Source organism: Chryseobacterium sp. KMC2, assembly GCF_016756935.1.
GTDB classification, from domain to species: domain Bacteria; phylum Bacteroidota; class Bacteroidia; order Flavobacteriales; family Weeksellaceae; genus Chryseobacterium; species Chryseobacterium rhizosphaerae.
The window spans coordinates 377,811-395,638 of record NZ_JAESIT010000001.1 but is presented as its reverse complement, the minus strand read 5'-3'; the positions used below and the strand labels follow the sequence as shown (position 1 = coordinate 395,638).

Here is a 17,828-nt window from a genome sequence, read left to right as displayed (position 1 = left end):
TTATAGTCTTTTTGAAATAGATGTTGTTTTGGGAGATGGGTGTAAACACGAATGGCACCAATGTTTTCACAAATAACACCAATGCTCTTTGCTGTTTATGAAAATGCTGGTTTAGATTCCTTCGGAATGACAAAACAGGACGTTGAGTGGTTGGGAATATCTGATAATCGGATAGGCTAAAGGGGAAAGTATTCAATAGGAATGGTCCTGGTCTGTTTTATATTTAAAAATATATGGTGGTTACTCAGCACTAATGGCACCAATGTTTTCACAAATAACACCAATGCTCTTTGCTGTTTATAAAAATGTTGGTTTAGATTCCTTCGGAATGACAAACAGGGCGTTGAATAGTTTGAAATAGTAAAATATTCAATAGAAACGGGCTTTAGCCCGTTTTACTTTAAGATCCATATTCCAATGGCTTTAGCCTAAACATTAAACATCATGCTCTTTTTTAAGCATAAAAAAACCGCTCCAAAAGAAGCGGTTAATTGGTTTTATTCATGATGTTCATACATCTTATTGTACAGGGCGATAAATTTCTCTTTTACCGCCTTTCTTTTTAGCTTTAAAGTTGGGGTAAGCAATCCGCTTTCAATACTCCATACTTCAGGGGTCAGTTCAATCTTTTTGATCTTCTCCCAGTTTCCAAGGTGCTCATTAATACCCTCAATTTCTTTTTCTATTCTTTGTTTTAATTCCGTGCTTTTAGCAATTTCTTCAGGGGTAGAGCCGATATTTAAATTATTTCGCATGGCCCAGCTTTTTGCAAATTCAAAATCAGGCTGTACCAATGCACACGGCATTTTTTCACCATCACCCACAACCATGATCTGTTCAATGAATTTAGATGCTTTCGCCAAATTTTCAATAGTTTGAGGCGCAATATATTTTCCACCGGAAGTTTTGAACATTTCTTTTTTACGGTCTGTAATCTGTAAAAATCCATCACTGTCAATATGCCCGATATCTCCGGTCTTGAAAAATCCATCTTCAGTAAAGGCTTCTTTGGTCATTTCTTCATTTTTGAAATAGGCTTTGAATATAGAAGGTCCTTTTACCGTGATTTCACCATCTTCCTGGATTTTTACTTTTAAGTTATCCAATGGCACTCCTACGGTTCCCACTTTCATTTTTTCAAAGCTGTTCACTGAAATTACAGGAGATGTTTCCGTTAAGCCATATCCTTCCAAAATAGGAATTCCCGCATTTTGGAACATCAGGTTTAATCTTGTAGACAAAGCTGCAGATCCGGAAACTAAAGTGACAATTTCACCCCCTAAACCTTCTCTCCATTTAGAAAATACCAGTTTGTCTGCGATGATTTCCTGTATTCCGGACGGTTTTGAAATTTCCTTCTTTTTAGTAATTAAATTCAATGCCCAGAAGAATATCTTTGATTTCAATCCTCCTGCGGAAGAACCGGTATTGTAAATCTTATCATATACCTTTTCTACCAGTCTTGGAACCACCGTCATATAATGAGGTTTCACTTCTTTTACATTTTCTCCCATTTTCTCGATACTTTCGGCGAAATAAAGTGAGAATCCGTTATATTGGTAAAGGTAAAAGAGCATTCTTTCAAAAATATGACAGATAGGAAGGAAGCTTAACGCTCTTGTTTCCTTGTAGTCCAGGCTTCTTTTCTTGGGAATTCTTGGAATAGATCCCAGAACATTGGAAACAATGTTATTATGGGTCAGCATCACTCCTTTAGGTCTGCCGGTAGTACCGGAAGTGTAGATAATCGTTGCCAGGTCTTCCGTATTGATGGCATTGGACAGATCTTCCACTTCAATTTGTGTAGATTCATCCTTACCAAGATCCAGAATTTCTTTCCAGTTGGCAGCACCGCTTATATTGTCGAAAGTAAAGATTCCCTGTAGACTGGGAATATTGTGTTTTACTTTCATTACTTTATTGAACAGTTCTTTGTCAGAAACAAAACAATACTGTATTTCTGCATTATTGAAGATAAATTCATAATCTTCAGGAGAAATGCTAGGATAAACCGGTACCGAAACAACACCGATCTGAGACATTCCGAAATCCATGATAGCCCACTCCGTACGGGAATTGGTAGTGATCAATGCAATCTTATCTCCTGGTTTTATTCCCAGCTTCAGTAATCCCCTGGATATCTTATTTCCCTCATTAATAAACTCTTGTGTAGAAGTTTTTTTCCATTCACCATGGTATTTAGTGACAAACATATCCGTTTTAGGATATTTTTCCAAAGCGTAGTGAGGAATATCGAATAATCTCTTTATCGTCATGATTTTTTAAGTAATTTATAAAGAAATCTAAATATAAGCATTTTTTTTAATTTTAGAAGTTTGAATGAAATAATTGAATGTTTACCATAATATATTGATTATTGAAGGAGTTTTTCTAACGATAGGCCCCGTTGAAATATACTTTTTTTAACTAACTTCTAATCACTCTATTCTAACTTCTAATTTATATTTCCAGATTTGCTTAAAAAGTGTAAATTTACGGCTATCTAATTATTTTTTTTATGAACTTTAATTTATCAGAAGAACAGTTGATGATTCAGCAGGCAGCAAGAGATTTTGCACAAAATGAATTATTACCTGGAGTTATTGAAAGAGACCGTGACCAGAAATTCCCTGCAGAACAGGTTAAGAAAATGGGTGAGATGGGTCTTTTAGGAATGATGGTTGATCCACAGTACGGAGGGGCAGGTATGGATAGCGTTTCTTACGTTTTGGCAATGGAAGAAATTGCAAAAATTGATGCTTCTGCTGCCGTTGTAATGTCTGTAAACAATTCATTGGTGTGTGCCGGTCTTGAAAAGTTTGCTTCTGAAGAACAAAAAGTAAAATACCTTACTCCTCTGGCAAGTGGAAAGGTAATCGGGGCATTTGCATTATCTGAGCCTGAAGCAGGTTCTGATGCAACTTCTCAGAAAACAACAGCAGAAGATAAAGGAGATTATTATCTTTTAAATGGTATTAAAAACTGGATCACAAACGGTGGAACAGCTTCTTATTATATCGTAATTGCTCAAACAGATCCTGAGAAAAAACATAAAGGAATCAATGCTTTCATCGTAGAAAGAGGATGGGAAGGTTTTGAAATCGGATTAAAAGAAGACAAATTAGGAATCAGAGGAAGTGATACTCACTCTTTGATCTTTAACAATGTAAAAGTACCGAAAGAAAACAGAATCGGTGAAGACGGATTCGGATTCAACTTTGCTATGGCAGTGTTGAACGGAGGAAGAATCGGTATTGCTTCTCAGGCATTAGGTATTGCTTCGGGAGCTTATGAATTAGCTTTGAAATATGCTAAAACAAGAAAAGCTTTCAAAACCGAAATCATCAACCACCAGGCAATTGCTTTCAAATTAGCTGATATGGCTACTCAGATTACAGCAGCAAGAATGCTATGCTTCAAGGCAGCATGTGAGAAGGATGAAGGAAAAGATATCTCTGAAAGCGGAGCTATGGCAAAATTATATGCTTCTCAGGTAGCGATGGATACTACCATTGAAGCAGTACAGATCCACGGTGGATACGGATACGTAAAAGAATACCACGTAGAAAGATTAATGAGAGATGCAAAAATCACTCAGATCTACGAGGGAACTTCTGAAATCCAGAAAATCGTGATCTCAAGAAGTATCGCAAAATAACTATTTTAAAACACACATTCTATGAAAAAATCTTTGTGGATCACCCTCGGTGTCGTACTGCTATTGTTAGGAGTATTTGTATGGTATAAGTACTTCTTCGTTTTTGGAGAAGGTGTGAAATCTGGATACCTGAATTATGCCATGAAAAAAGGCTATGTCTTCAAAACGTATGAAGGTAAACTGATTCAGGAAGGATTTGGAAAAGGTAAAGCGGGAGGTATTACAAGCTATGAGTTTGAATTTTCTGTGGATGACCCTGAAGTTTTCAAACAGCTGGAAACCAATAGCGGTAAAACCTTTGATCTCCATTACAAAGAATACAATGGGGCACTTCCCTGGAGAGGAAACACAAAGTTTGTCGTAGATAAAGTAGTGAATATGAAATAACAGAAAGGCTTCCAATTTGGAGGCCTTTTTATTTTTTAGGAGCTGTTTCCCGCTATCCACTCATACTCCTCGCGCCAGCTCTCCGGCTGATACTTGCTGCGGGGTAACCGTTGCTATCGGGGCTATTTTATGAGTAATGTATAATGTATAATGTATAATGTATAATGTATAATGTATAATGTATAATGTATAATGTGGTTGTTACATATCAATAGGGGTGGGCTTTGGTCAGCTTTCTAAAATGATACTACCATTTAGCCAGACTTAATAAGTAAAGAAGACTAGAAATTGACACAATGTGGATTATTTAAATTCATTTTTCCGGCAAAAAAAATCCATCACGAGGATGGATTTTAAATTCTAGTGAGAATCGTTATTAGGAAGGTTTTTATTTCTTTTTTTGTAAAAATAATATCCAATACCGCCGATTAGGAACAGAGGCCACAACGGAAGGATAAAAAGGAAAATGGAGGTGATCACATCCCAACCTGAAGAAATGGCTGCCAGTGATTTTTCTCCGAAATTTTTAGGCGCTTTTTCAGCTTCTGTTTTGTCTGTAAGACTTACTGAAATGCTGCAAATAGCATTATCCATATAATTAGTTCCTGAAACCTGAATGTTTTTGCTCTCAATATCACCAATATTATTGTTTAAAGCATCCATTAAACCATCAAAATTCTGAATAGGAACTTTGATGTCCATGGTGTATACTTTTTGGTCCTCACGTCTGCGGTCCGCAGATTCTATATAAGAAAGATCTTCACTTTTGATATAACCGTTATTCTTAAGGGCTTCCTCCTTGATGATTTCTTTCACAGTTTCCGCATTATCTGCTTTGATAGAGATCTGACCGGATTTTACCATTCTGTTTTTAGGTATGTTCAGTTCGTAACTGTCATTTTTAGGGTTGTCTTTATAAATGACTTTGGTTTCTTTGATCACCTTGGGAGCAGGAACATTCACGATTATTTTTTCAGATTTCTTTGCTGCAGAATCCTTTTTCTCCACCTTAGACTCCAGTTTTGTAGAGGCAATTTTATCAGATAAAGAATCCACAACCTTTGATGTGTTTTCTATTTTCTGCTGGATCTCGTTTTTGGTGTTTTCAAAATCTTTTATTTTGATATTGGCAGAATCAAGAGTTTTGCTGATGGTATGGCTGGCATTGTCTACAGCTTCTGCAGCAACACTGGAAGCACTGTCTGCCGTCTGTATTGTTTTTTCAAGTTGAGATTGTGCAGCTTCTCCTTTTTTACACATAATGAAGGTGCTTGATACAGCCACTAGTAAGATGAACTTTTTCATAACATTAATTTTTGATGAAGTAAAATTAGGAGGAGAGCACCCGAAACACTTGTAAATAGAATGTATTATACTGGTAAAATGATAACTGTTATAGTATCAGTATTTTGTATTTGTTTTACAAGAGATTTACAAAGCCGTTTTGCAGATCCCATATTGCTTTTGATGGGATTTTACCAGGATATATTTGGATCTGTCAGGCTTTATAGCTGAGGAGATCTTTATTCACCTGAAGACTGAAGGGATTATGCAGACTTTTTAAGAAAATAAATAAGGGAAATAACCTTGTCTTAAAGTAAGACCTTTTTAGTTCTTCTTAAATCTTAAGGGAAAAGTATGAATAAAAAAATCCGCAGAGAAAACCTCTGCGGATGTATGTTTTAGCAATTTTGCTTATTAATGGTCTTTAAACTCACTGATGAAGTGCAGTTTCACATTCGGGAATTTTTCCTGTGTCATATGAATCGTAAATGAGGAGTCTGCTAAAAATACAAGCTGGTTGTATTTATCTCGGGCAAGGAATCTTTGCTTTAATCTTGCAAATTCTTTAAACTCTTCTGATTTTTCATCAGCCTCTACCCAACATGCTTTGTGCATAGATAGGGGTTCGTAGGTACATTTAGCACCATATTCGTGCTCCAGACGGTACTGGATTACTTCATATTGAAGTGCTCCCACTGTTCCGATAATTTTTCTATTGTTCATTTCCAGGGTGAATAGCTGTGCAACTCCTTCATCCATCAACTGATCAATACCTTTTGCCAACTGCTTGGCTTTAAGCGGATCATTATTGTTGATATAACGGAAATGTTCCGGAGAGAAACTAGGAACTCCTTTGAAGCTAAGTTTTTCCCCACCGGTCAGGGTATCACCAATTCTGAAATTACCTGTATCGTGAAGACCTACAATATCACCAGGGAAACTTTCCTCCACGACTTCTTTTTTATCAGCAAAGAAAGCGTTGGGAGACGAGAACTTCATCTTTTTACCTTCTCTTACCAGTAAATAATTTTCATTTCTTTTAAATGTTCCTGAAACAATCTTGACGAATGCCAGTCTGTCTCTGTGTTTAGGATCCATATTAGCGTGGATCTTGAAAACAAATCCTGTAAAATTGCTTTCCTCAGGTTTCACTATACGAAGGTCACTTTCCTTAGGCTGTGGCATTGGAGCAATTTCAATAAATGCATTCAGAAGCTCACGTACCCCAAAGTTATTTAAAGCAGAACCGAAGAATACCGGCTGAAGATCACCGTTCATATATTCTTCCCGGCTGAATTCAGGATATACAGATTGGATAAGTTCTAATTCTTCTCTTAATGACTGGGCAGCTTTTGGACCAATTGCCTCATCAATAGAAGGATCGTTGATATTATCGAAAGTGATGGATTCTCCTACTTTTTGTTTTTTCTCTTCCAGGAATAACTGAATATTGTTTTCCCAGATATTATAAATACCCTGGAAGTCACTTCCCATACCAATAGGAAGAGAAAGAGGAACTACTCTTAATCCAAGTTTTTGTTCCACTTCATCCAGCAGATCAAAAGCATCTTTACCTTCACGGTCAAGTTTATTGATGAAAACAAGCATCGGAATGTTTCTCATTCTACAAACTTTCACCAGCTTTTCTGTCTGTTCCTCAACCCCTTTTGCAACGTCAATGACAACGATTACAGAATCTACAGCAGTTAACGTTCTGTAGGTATCTTCAGCAAAGTCTTTGTGACCCGGAGTATCGAGAATGTTGATTTTATGATCTTTATATTCAAAAGCCAATACGGAAGTAGCTACAGAGATCCCTCTCTGTCTTTCAATTTCCATAAAGTCGGAGGTAGCTCCTTTTTTTATTTTATTGGATTTTACCGCACCCGCTTCCTGGATGGCTCCCCCGAAAAGAAGTAATTTCTCCGTAAGAGTCGTTTTTCCGGCATCCGGGTGGGAAATGATCCCAAAAGTCTTTCTTTTTTGTATTTCTTTGATTAAGTCTGACATATTGTATTTTGAAGTTGCAAAAATCGTGATTTTTTACGAGGTTTTCAAATAAAATACAAGAATGTTGGTTGGGAGGTTCAGGTTCCAGCTTTTGAGTGTTTCACGATGGGGGAGATGGGGGATTTCATGTTTTATATTAAATGGAAAATAAATACAGAGAAATAGAGATTTAGCCCTCATTTTTGTATCAGGATAACTACCGCGGTGAAAAATAAGAATTTCCTTTTTTAGTTGCCTGTGGCATTCAAAAAAATTATCTTTGTTTCCATAAAATTTTACAGAGAAAAGAATGGAAAATAGCAAATATCCAAAGTTTACTTTCACGTGGCTAGGAGGGCTGACTTTGGTCGTTGGACTGTTTGTAGGAACAATGGCTGTTTCTTTATTCAGTACTTTTTGGAAAGTGACTTTCAAAGAAAACCTTGAACTAAAAGACTGGTTTTTAATGGTGGCTAATTCTGTAGGATTTTTAACGGCCATTGCCTTTTTTGATTTTTTCATTGTAAGGCGTACCACCCATAAGAAACTCAACTTCAACCTTTCTTCAGTTAATTTCTATACCTACCTTCTGATTTTTCCAATGATGGCCGGGATGATGTTTATTGCAGAGTTTATTACCTCTTTAATCCCAACCACAGGTCCTGTTTTTGGAGACTTTTATGAATATTTTATTCAACTTATGAGCCAGTTGACAGACGACCCGGTAGTGATGATTATTATGACTGTGATTTTGGCTCCTATTTTTGAGGAAATTATATTCAGAGGAATTATTCAGAAAGGACTGGTCAATAAAGGAATTAAACCATGGAAAGCTATTGTATATGCTTCCATTATCTTTGGAGTTGTTCACGGAAATCCATGGCAGTTTATCAGTGCAGTGATACTGGGATGTATATTGGGATTGGTGTATCATAAAACGAAAACTTTACTGCTGCCTATACTCTTGCATGCATTCAATAACCTGAGCCTCTCATTGCTGGTTCTTTATGGTAAAGATGAAAGCTTTGCAAAAGTTTTTAATGTTTCAGAGTGGCTTATCCTCGCCGCCGGACTTGTCCTTTTTTCATTATTCTACTATCTGTTTATGAAAAAATATAAAGTCCATTACTCTGAAATTTAATATATACAGCTAAAAATAAAATTGGAAAATGAATAAAGAAATGGAATTATTAGTCGCAACACACAATGAACATAAAAAAGAAGAAATTCAGCAGATCTTAGGAAGTGATTGTATAGTGAAAAGCCTTACGGACTACAATATTCATGAGGAAATTGTAGAAGACGGAGATTCTTTTCATGCCAATGCTTTGATTAAAGCAAAATACTGCTTTGAAAAAACAGGAATTCCAAGTTTGGGTGATGACAGCGGTTTGGTTGTAGAATCTTTAGACGGGAGACCGGGAATATTCTCTGCTCGGTATGCAGGAGATCATGATTTTGCTAAAAATATTGAAAAAGTTTTAGTTGAAATGACAGGGATCGAGAATAGGAAAGCTTATTTTGTTACTGTTTTGTGTTATTATGATGAGAATGGAGCTCAGTATTTTGAAGGAAGAGTTCATGGAAATCTACTGACAGAAAATAAAGGATTCAAAGGATTTGGGTATGATCCTATTTTTGTTCCGCAAGGGCACGACAGGACTTTTGCAGAAATGACTCCTGAGGATAAAAATAAAATCAGCCACCGCAGACAGGCATTAGACCTGTTTATGGATTTTTTAAAAGTGACAGATTAGGATATCAAGGCCAGCGTTATGATCCGGGTATTCACCTTCTCTGATGGAAGAGAAAAATCCGGGGTCTTATGCTTTTCCTATTTAAATTGTAAGGTAAAATTTACGTTTTAGATTTTCTGTTGTACATTTGTTATAATAAATTATTGATTTGAGTACTTATTTAACGATATTAGGCTTTAATTCAGCAATACCGACTATCAATACTTCACCCACTGCTCAGCTGCTGGACATGGAAGAAAGACTTTTTCTAATTGATTGTGGTGAAGGGACACAGGTACAGCTGAGAAAGGCCAAAGCAAGATTTTCAAAAATCAACCATATTTTTATTTCTCATCTTCATGGGGATCACTGTTTCGGGCTTCCGGGACTTATTGCGTCCTTCCGCCTTTTAGGAAGGGATAATCCGCTCCATGTATATGGGCCGAAGGGGATCAAGAAGATGCTGGATACTATTTTTGATATTACAGAAACGCACCGTGGTTTTGAAGTGGTGTACCATGAATTGGATAAAAACTATTCAGAAAAAATTTATGAAGATAATAGGGTAGAGGTGTATACTATTCCCTTAGATCACAGGATTTATTGTAATGGTTATCTTTTTAAGGAAAAACCAAAGGACAGGCATCTTAATATGAAAGAAATTGCCAAATACAGTGAAATTGAAACCTGTGATTATCATCATATTAAAGCAGGAAAAGATTTCGTGTTAAGTGATGGTTACGTCCTTAAAAATGAGATCTTAACTCTTGAACCGGCACCGGCAGTATCTTATGCTTTTTGCAGCGATACCCGTTACCTGGAAAGTGTGCTTCCGATTATTAAAAACGTCACTGTCTTATATCATGAATCCACTTTCCTGCATGATTTGAAGGAAATGGCAGATTATACAGGACACTCCACAGCTTTAGAGGCGGCAACTATTGCCCAGAAAGCTCAGGTCGGGAAACTGATATTGGGACACTTTTCCAATCGATATGGAGATCTAACGGTATTTACTGATGAGGCAAGAAATATTTTCCCCAATACGTTTTTACCTAAAGCGTTGGAGAGTGTAAAAATTTAAATTGAATATGTTGAAGTTTGAAGAATTAAAAAGTTTCCTGGACGAAAAGGCTGACCGGTATAATACTCCAGACTTTATTGAAAATGACCCGATACAGATTCCGCACCGTTTTTCTTTGCAACAGGATATTGAGATTGCAGGGTTTTTGGCGGCAACAATTTCCTGGGGAAACAGAAAGTCAATTATCAGTTCAGCTGAGAAAATGCTCAGCATTATGGGGGATTCTCCTTATGATTTTGTGATGAATTATTCACAGAAGGATTTGGAAGATATTCAGGATAAAAGCATTCACAGGACATTTAATGGTCAGGATTTTGCTTACTTTATCAGGCAGTTCAACAGGATTTATAAAGAAAATGAAAGCCTGGAAAGCTTGTTTGAAGTACGGGAATCAGAAACGAATTTTCTGCATGCTATTGAAAGGTTTAGAAATAACTTTCTGGAAACAGAAAAGCACAGAAGTCATAAGCATATCAGCTCTCCCGGTAAAAATTCATCTGCAAAAAGGATCATAATGTTCTTACGATGGATGGTCCGCAAGGATAAACGGGGAGTAGATTTTGGAATTTGGGAAAAGATAGATCATAAATATCTGTCAATTCCATTGGATGTTCATACCGGTAATATTTCGAGAAAGTTAGGTTTGATTTCAAGAACCCAAAACGACTGGAAAACCGTAGAAGAACTCGATATAGCCATTAGAAAGTTTGATAAAAATGATCCCGCAAAATATGATTTTGCACTGTTTGGACTTGGAGTAACTAAAGAACTCTTGTAAAAAAAATGGATGAAAAAATATAATGAAAAAGCAGAAGTTCTTGAAAAAATAGCAGATAATATCACATCGTGGATAGGCTCTATCCCATCTTTGATAGTACACACCCTACTTTTTATTACTTCGTTTCTGCTTCCTATTCTGAATATTGTGGAATTTGATAAAATGCTTCTTATTCTTACCACAGTACTTTCTTTAGAGGCAATTTATCTGGCTATATTTATTCAGATGTCTGTCAATAAAAATCACGAGAAAATTGAAGACATTCAGGAAGATATTGAAGATATCCAGGAAGATATCGAAGAGATCAGTGAGGATATTGAGGAGATCAATGAAGATATTGAAGATATTCAGGAGGATCTGGAAGAGATCAGTGAAGATATTGAGGAGATTGCTGAGGATGAAGAAGATGAAGATCATAATGAAAGAGCAAAAAATGTCATATTGAAAAGCAATGTGAATTCCAATAAAAATGAAATAAAAGCTTTAAAGGATATTATTAGCCAGTTGCAGGGCGAAATTGATCAGTTGAAAAAGAACTGATTTTCTGATACCTCAGGTGTCTTAAAATAAGGCATAATATTTTATATTGTCATAATACATAAAAACAGATCAGTAAACATTGATCTGTTTTTTTTTGATGAATAGCTATTTTTCCTGATTAAAATTATCGCCAGGGATTTATGAAAAATTTAAAAATAAAAAGCATTTGTTGTAAATTCTGACATTAAAATTAGAAGAAAGCTTTGAAAGAGTGAATTTGGTATCTATTTTTTTTATTACATTTGGGCAAATAAAATTAAAATGTTACATTATAGATCTAAAAACTATTTTTTTCTTTTAGTATTTTTATTGACTTCTATTTCTGTTTTCTCTCAGACATCACCTAGAAGAAAACCTTTAAAAGTGAAGCCTTCTGCAGAAAGCTTACGGGCGGGAACATTTGTAGATATAAATGTACCTCCTTATGCAGCCTCCAATTATACTCCCGAATTATTGGTGAAGAATATCCTGATCAACGGGGGAACCAACTGTACTACAGCTAATGTATCCAACGTTACTGTTTCACCCAATCAGGGGTTGGATAATGTAAACAGATTCTGGGGGTATTTCAATAAAGGGACTGCAAATTTTCCTTTTACTGATGGTATTGTACTGACTACAGGTTATGCAAAAGAAGGAGGGAATACTTTCAATAGCCACCTTGGATCATCCCCGGGCTCAGGAAGTGATCCTGATCTTGTAGCAGCTATTAATCCACCTTATAACTTACAGGATGCTGTAGCACTTGAATTTGATTTTGTTCCAAACTCTACTCAGGTAAAGTTTAATTATATATTTGCTTCTGAAGAATATGCTTCCAATTATCCGTGTACTGACTATACAGATGCCTTTGCCCTTTTATTGAAAAAAGTGGGTGATCCTACCTATACAAATCTTGCGGTATTACCCGGTGGAGCAGGGCCTGTAAGTGTAACAAATATTGTTCCTGCTGGAAATGGGTTCTCTTGCGGTCCTATCAATGCTACATACTTTGGAGCCATGAATACTCCGCATGTGGGGATTAACTATAACGGTAGAACCACTCCTTTAACAGCTGTTGCAGATGTAATTCCCGGGCAGACCTATCATTTTAAAATGGTACTGGCAGATGCCAGGGATCCGGGGTATGATTCGGCAGTTTTTTTAGAAGGAGGATCTTTTGATATTGGAATTAAAATTGTAGATGGTACAGGAACTGCCTTACCAGGTACCATTAATATGTGTGATAATACACCACAACAGCTTAAAGCACAGGTAGCTACCATTCCTGGGATGACTTTCCAATGGTATAAAGATGGGGTTTTAATTCCCGGAGCAACCAATGCGATTTATACTGCAACCCAGCCGGGTGTTTATCTCGTAAAAGTAATGATTCCTGGAAATCAGTGTCCGGGAGAAGCTACTATTACTATTATAGGAGGAACCAGCCCAACGGTACAGAATGCAGAAATGAAACTCTGTTCAACACCTACGCTGAGTACTTTCAATTTGGAAAATGCCAAACCTATGATCAGTACTACACCGGGAGCTGTATTCCGTTTTTATACCACTCAGGCTGATGCTCAGGCTCAGAATAATAGCTTCATTACAAATCTTACAAATTATAACGGAACGGATGGCCAGATTTTATATGTAAATGTTTCCAACGGAGCATTCTGTAGTAAAATAGCCACCCTTACTTTAAGAAAAGAAGAGACTCCCGTTGCATCGCTTAAAGCTTCACGGTTAAAAATCTGTGTAGGAGAATCTTTACTGCTTACAGCGGAAGGCGGGGTAACCTATCAATGGAATGATAATTCCGGAGCAGGAGCGATCAGAACAGTAAGCCCTACTCAAACCACCACTTATACAGTGTATGCGATAGGAGCTCAGGGATGTAAATCTCTGCAGGCGGCTACGGTGACCGTAGAAGTGGTACCTGCTATTGTTTCATCACTGAAAGGAGGACATATCTGTCAGGGAGATCGGATCCTTTTAGATGCGGGTTCTGGACCTTCTTATACCTACGAATGGAGTACAGGAGAAACAACTCAGGCTATTACCGTGGATACACCGGGTGAATATACAGTGACAATCAGTAATGGAGTATGTTCTAAAGTATTTAAGACTCAGGTGATCCGCGCAGTAATTCCAGCAATAACAAAAGTGGATTTTAATGAGAACGGTACTTTAATCCTTACTGCAAGCAATCCGAGTAATGGAACTCTGGAATATTCAATAGATAACGGAGTAAGCTGGCAGTCTTCCAATGTATTTGGAAATGTACCAAAGAATAAGCTGATTTCTATTCGGGTGAGAGTTAAATATACAAGTTGTGTAGGATTCCTGGAGTACTTTACCTTTGTTATGAAAAATGTAATTACTCCCAACGGAGATAATATCAATGATGTGATCGACTTCAGAGGAGTGAGCAGTTATAATGGATTTAGTGGTTTTGTTTTTGACCGCTATGGAAGAGAAGTTTATAAAGCTGAAAAAATAAGACCTTACTGGGATGGTTATTTCCAGGGTAAAAAATTATCTACAGGTACTTATTGGTATCAGATAACCTACGAAGATCCCGCCAGTAAACAGCCTACTGTAAAAACAGGCTGGATATTGCTTAAAAATATAGAGTAATTTTGAATTATCATTGAAAGACTGACTATTTTGTCAGTCTTTTTTTAATTATTTTGAAATAAATAAAGTTGATATCCTATAATAAATAAACTTGCGTTAGTAATAATGTAAATTGCATTAAACTGAATTTTAATCAAAAAAAATAGTATTTTTGTTTAAAATAATATAAAATGTTAAATAGGAGGAAAGGAAGTTTATTTTTTGCGTTATTTTTTATTTTTATGGGAACCTTTGTCTCTTCTCAAAACAGAGATAGAACAGAGATGGCCGTAAAACGAAGCTCTGCTTCAATGAGAGCCGGAGCTTTTATTAACGTAAATACACCAAACTATCCTGAATCAGGCTATAATATTACACAACTGGTGAAGGATGTTTTGATATCCGGAGGCGGATGTACTACCTCTACCGTAAATAATGTAACGGTATCTCCTAATCTGGCTCCGGGGAATTCGGAACGAAGCTGGGGATATTTTAATAAAGCAACTACCAATTTTCCTTTTAGTAAAGGGATTATTCTTTCAACAGGGTATGCAAACAAGGCAGGAAATGATTTTCAGTCAACACTGAGTGATGCACTGCCTTCCGGTGGAGATAATGATCTGGCTACTGTATTGAATATTCCTAATAATCAATTGTTTGATGCTACCTCTATAGAATTTGATTTTGTGGCTTCCTCCACCGAAATTTCATTCAGGTATTTATTTGCATCCAAAGAATATCAACAAAATTTTCCTTGTACCATTACCGATGGATTTGCCCTTTTATTAAAAAAAGTGGGTGATCCTACTTATACCAATCTGGCTGTGCTTCCAGCTGGTGCAGGACCGGTAAGTGTAAAAAATATCCACCCTGCTTATCCCAATTGCGGACCTATCAACGAAGCTTATTATGGTGGAACGAATACTGCTCAAATCGAGACTAATTTTAACGGACGTACGATTCCTTTAACAGCAAAAGCAACTGTTGTTCCGGGGCAGACTTATCATTTTAAAATGGTGCTTGCCGATTTTCAGGACCGTAACTTTGATACCGCTGTTTTTCTGGAAGCAGGATCATTTGATATTGGAGTAAAGATCCTGGATCCTGCAGGAGTACAGCTTCCTGCCTCTGTGAATATGTGTGATAATTCTCCACAGACTTTTACAGCCTCTGTTCAGGGAGCTAATGTTACGTATCAATGGTTTCTAGGTCCTAATGCTATTGCAGGAGCTACCGGAGCCAGTTATACAGCTACCCAACCTGGAGTATATTCTGTGAAGGTTTATATCCAGGGAAATACATGTCCGGGAGAAGCCAGTATTACTGTAGTAGGAGGGACATCTCCTACAGTGCAGAATGCCAGTTTAACAGCTTGTTACACTGCTGGAAATGCTATTTTTAATTTACCGTCTGCACAAACATCAATAAGTACGACTCCGGGCGCTACTTTCCAATATTATACTACACTGGCTGATGCCAATGCAGGAAATGCAAATACAATTCCTAATCCTACAACCTATCCAAGTGCTGGAGGCCAAACAGTTTATGTTCTGGTTAAAAACGGTTTCTGTTCCAAAGTGGCTCAGCTGCAGTTGATAAAAGCACCGCAGATGACAGGGACTATCGCTCCTCCGGTGGTATTAACCTGTGTTAACTCACAGACCACACTGGATGCATCTGCATCTGTTTATCCTGCAGGAGCAACATTTAACTGGACTACAACCGGAGGTAATATTGTTTCCGGAGGTAATACGCTGACTCCTGTTGTGAATGCAGCAGGTACTTATACTTTAACAATATCTAATACCTTTCAGCCTGGAAATATTATTTGTACGGCTACCGCTACCGTTACTGTGACAGGAGACAGTGCGCCGCCGGCAACAGGGCTTACAGCAACTAAACTAAATATCTGTAACGGAGATTCTGTAGTATTGACTGCCTCCGGAGGTACTACCTATAACTGGGTAGGTCTTCCCGGAACAGGAAATACACAAACAGTATCACCTACCACCACTACTACATATTCGGTAACGGCGGTAGGAGCGAATGGGTGTGTATCTCAGAATCCTGCAACCATAACCATAGTGGTCTCTCAGCCGTTTACAGCACAAAATGCAACACTCCATAAATGTTATGAACCCGGATTAACCTATGACCTTACACAAGCACAGACTCAGATTACCACTGCGGCAGGAGTTACGTTTGTTTATTATGTCAATCAGGCTGATGCCAATGCGGGGAATGCTAATTTTATTGCAACTCCAACTGCATATTCACCACCGGGAAATCAAACGATATATGTTTTGGTAAGCAACGGAGGATGTAGCTACGTAGTTTCCCTGCAATTATTAAGAACGGCAGTGACAACTCTAACTATAGCACAGCCACAAACGGTTACCTGTACAACTCCTCAGATTACTTTAAATGCTTCGGCTTCAGTAGTACCTCCGGGCTCTACCATAGCATGGACAACAGCAGGAGGAACTATAGTATCGGGAGCTAATACTCTTACCCCTGTAGTAAGTGCAGGCGGTACCTATACATTAACTGTTACGAATGTATCTCAGCCTGGAAATTTAAGCTGTACGTACACTTCAAATGTGACAGTATCTCAGGACACCACATTGCCAACCGCAGGTCTTACTTCTTCGCAACCCCGTATATGTTTGGGAGAATCTGTAACACTGACGGCTACCGGTGGTGCTACGTATAACTGGACAGGTCTTCCCGGAAACGGAAGTACACAAGTAGTTTCTCCGGGAACAACAACCGTATACACGGTTTATGCAGTAGGGGCTAACGGATGTGTTTCTGCAACTCCTGCTACAGTTACCGTTGAGGTGGGTCCTCCTATTGCGGGAATATCAGCTTCAAAGTCAAAAATCTGTGAAGGCGAATCTGTTACATTAACAGCTACGGGAGGAATTACTTATAATTGGGTAGGTCTTCCCGGAAATGGAAATACCCAGGTAGTTACTCCTCCAGTAGGTATTACTGAGTATTCTGTTTATGCGCTGGGAGGAAATGGATGTAGCTCAGTAAATCCTGCTACCGTAAAAATAGAAGTAGTACCTGCTATTAAGTCTACCTTAAAAGATGTGTATGTTTGTGCTGGAGATAGCGGTATTTTAGATGCCGGGGCAGGAACTAATTATACTTATCTGTGGAGTACAGGTGCAACTACTCAGACCATCTCTGTTAATCTTCCTGGAACGTATAGTGTCACCATAAGTAACGGGACATGTTCCAAAGTGTTTTCAGCTCAGCTGATTAATCCTGATTTACCTCAGTTTACGAATATAACTTATGAAAATCATGTTCTTACCCTTACGGCAAGTAATCCGACAGGAGGTATTTTAGAATACTCTATTGACGGAGGGGCAACGTGGCAGTCTTCTAATATATTTTATGGTACTTTAAATAATACGAACTACCACTTAATGGTACGTGTAGTAGGTGCAAAATGTGGTACGTCACTGGATTATTTTACACTGGTTATCAGTAACGCCATTACTCCTAATATGGATGGCTTCAATGATACAATAGACTTTACAGGAATCAGTGGTTATAAAGACTTTGCAGCCTCTATCTTTGACAGGTATGGAGCTGAGGTATTTAAAGCAACAAAAGATAATGCGGTGTGGGTAGGTTCTATGAAAGGGTTAAACCTTCCTACCGGTACGTATTGGTATAGGGTACAATGGGAAAATCCGGCCAGTAAAAAACTGGAGCAGCGTTCAGGTTGGATCTTACTGAAAAATAGAAATTAATACA

The 17,828-nt window shown here is 37.6% G+C and carries 12 protein-coding genes; 9 read left to right on the top strand and 3 right to left on the bottom strand.

What is annotated here, in order from left to right; all coding sequences use genetic code 11:
• Positions 1–497: 497 nt before the first annotated feature.
• Positions 498–2,276 carry an AMP-dependent synthetase/ligase gene (locus tag JML65_RS01710; RefSeq protein WP_202269713.1) on the bottom strand — a complete coding sequence of 593 codons (1,779 nt, stop codon included), beginning with the start codon at positions 2,274–2,276 and terminating at the stop codon, positions 498–500.
• A gap of 242 nt (positions 2,277–2,518) precedes the next feature.
• Here JML65_RS01710 and JML65_RS01705 point away from each other — a divergent pair, with 242 nt between their 5' ends.
• Positions 2,519–3,658 (top strand): acyl-CoA dehydrogenase, encoded by a 1,140-nt coding sequence (locus JML65_RS01705; RefSeq protein ID WP_047485691.1) that lies wholly within the window; start codon positions 2,519–2,521, stop codon positions 3,656–3,658.
• A gap of 21 nt (positions 3,659–3,679) precedes the next feature.
• A complete protein-coding gene (locus JML65_RS01700) occupies positions 3,680–4,045 on the top strand; it encodes a hypothetical protein (RefSeq protein ID WP_047485689.1) in 366 nt (121 codons plus the stop codon).
• 360 nt (positions 4,046–4,405) lie between these two features.
• On the opposite strand, the gene JML65_RS01695 is transcribed toward JML65_RS01700, so the two are convergent.
• Positions 4,406–5,350, bottom strand: a complete 945-nt coding sequence (locus tag JML65_RS01695) for a DUF4349 domain-containing protein (RefSeq protein ID WP_202269712.1) — start codon at positions 5,348–5,350, stop codon at positions 4,406–4,408.
• Between the two features lie 393 nt (positions 5,351–5,743).
• A complete protein-coding gene (locus JML65_RS01690; RefSeq protein ID WP_047485685.1) occupies positions 5,744–7,339 on the bottom strand; it encodes a peptide chain release factor 3 in 1,596 nt (531 codons plus the stop codon).
• A gap of 289 nt (positions 7,340–7,628) precedes the next feature.
• Between JML65_RS01690 and JML65_RS01685 the strand changes: the two genes are divergently transcribed.
• From JML65_RS01685 to JML65_RS01655, 7 genes are all read left to right on the top strand, one after another.
• Positions 7,629–8,459, top strand: a complete 831-nt coding sequence (locus JML65_RS01685) for a CPBP family intramembrane glutamic endopeptidase (RefSeq protein WP_202269711.1) — start codon at positions 7,629–7,631, stop codon at positions 8,457–8,459.
• A gap of 28 nt (positions 8,460–8,487) precedes the next feature.
• Positions 8,488–9,075, top strand: coding sequence for an RdgB/HAM1 family non-canonical purine NTP pyrophosphatase (gene rdgB, locus JML65_RS01680; protein ID WP_202269710.1), 588 nt, complete (start codon positions 8,488–8,490; stop codon positions 9,073–9,075).
• Positions 9,076–9,223: 148 nt separating this feature from the next.
• Positions 9,224–10,138: a ribonuclease Z gene (locus JML65_RS01675; RefSeq protein WP_202269709.1), complete on the top strand. Its 915-nt coding sequence runs from the start codon at positions 9,224–9,226 to the stop codon at positions 10,136–10,138.
• A gap of 7 nt (positions 10,139–10,145) precedes the next feature.
• A complete protein-coding gene (locus JML65_RS01670; protein WP_410668630.1) occupies positions 10,146–10,916 on the top strand; it encodes a TIGR02757 family protein in 771 nt (256 codons plus the stop codon).
• Positions 10,917–10,925: 9 nt separating this feature from the next.
• Positions 10,926–11,456, top strand: coding sequence for a DUF1003 domain-containing protein (locus JML65_RS01665; RefSeq protein WP_047485674.1), 531 nt, complete (start codon positions 10,926–10,928; stop codon positions 11,454–11,456).
• 261 nt (positions 11,457–11,717) lie between these two features.
• Positions 11,718–14,075: a choice-of-anchor L domain-containing protein gene (locus JML65_RS01660; protein WP_084086105.1), complete on the top strand. Its 2,358-nt coding sequence runs from the start codon at positions 11,718–11,720 to the stop codon at positions 14,073–14,075.
• 170 nt (positions 14,076–14,245) lie between these two features.
• Complete coding sequence (locus tag JML65_RS01655; RefSeq protein ID WP_202269708.1) at positions 14,246–17,824, top strand: choice-of-anchor L domain-containing protein; 3,579 nt, start codon at positions 14,246–14,248, stop codon at positions 17,822–17,824.
• Positions 17,825–17,828: the final 4 nt, after the last annotated feature.

Excerpts from the sequence above, each read along its gene's own strand:
- JML65_RS01710 (WP_202269713.1), bottom strand. The coding sequence starts at position 2,276 with ATGACGATAAAGAGATTATTCGATATTCCTCACTACGCTTTGGAAAAA.
- JML65_RS01705 (WP_047485691.1), top strand. The coding sequence starts at position 2,519 with ATGAACTTTAATTTATCAGAAGAACAGTTGATGATTCAGCAGGCAGCA.
- JML65_RS01700 (WP_047485689.1), top strand. The coding sequence starts at position 3,680 with ATGAAAAAATCTTTGTGGATCACCCTCGGTGTCGTACTGCTATTGTTA.
- JML65_RS01695 (WP_202269712.1), bottom strand. The coding sequence starts at position 5,350 with ATGAAAAAGTTCATCTTACTAGTGGCTGTATCAAGCACCTTCATTATG.
- JML65_RS01690 (WP_047485685.1), bottom strand. The coding sequence starts at position 7,339 with ATGTCAGACTTAATCAAAGAAATACAAAAAAGAAAGACTTTTGGGATC.
- JML65_RS01685 (WP_202269711.1), top strand. The coding sequence starts at position 7,629 with ATGGAAAATAGCAAATATCCAAAGTTTACTTTCACGTGGCTAGGAGGG.
- rdgB (WP_202269710.1), top strand. The coding sequence starts at position 8,488 with ATGAATAAAGAAATGGAATTATTAGTCGCAACACACAATGAACATAAA.
- JML65_RS01670 (WP_410668630.1), top strand. The coding sequence starts at position 10,146 with ATGTTGAAGTTTGAAGAATTAAAAAGTTTCCTGGACGAAAAGGCTGAC.
- JML65_RS01665 (WP_047485674.1), top strand. The coding sequence starts at position 10,926 with ATGAAAAAATATAATGAAAAAGCAGAAGTTCTTGAAAAAATAGCAGAT.
- JML65_RS01660 (WP_084086105.1), top strand. The coding sequence starts at position 11,718 with ATGTTACATTATAGATCTAAAAACTATTTTTTTCTTTTAGTATTTTTA.
- JML65_RS01655 (WP_202269708.1), top strand. The coding sequence starts at position 14,246 with ATGTTAAATAGGAGGAAAGGAAGTTTATTTTTTGCGTTATTTTTTATT.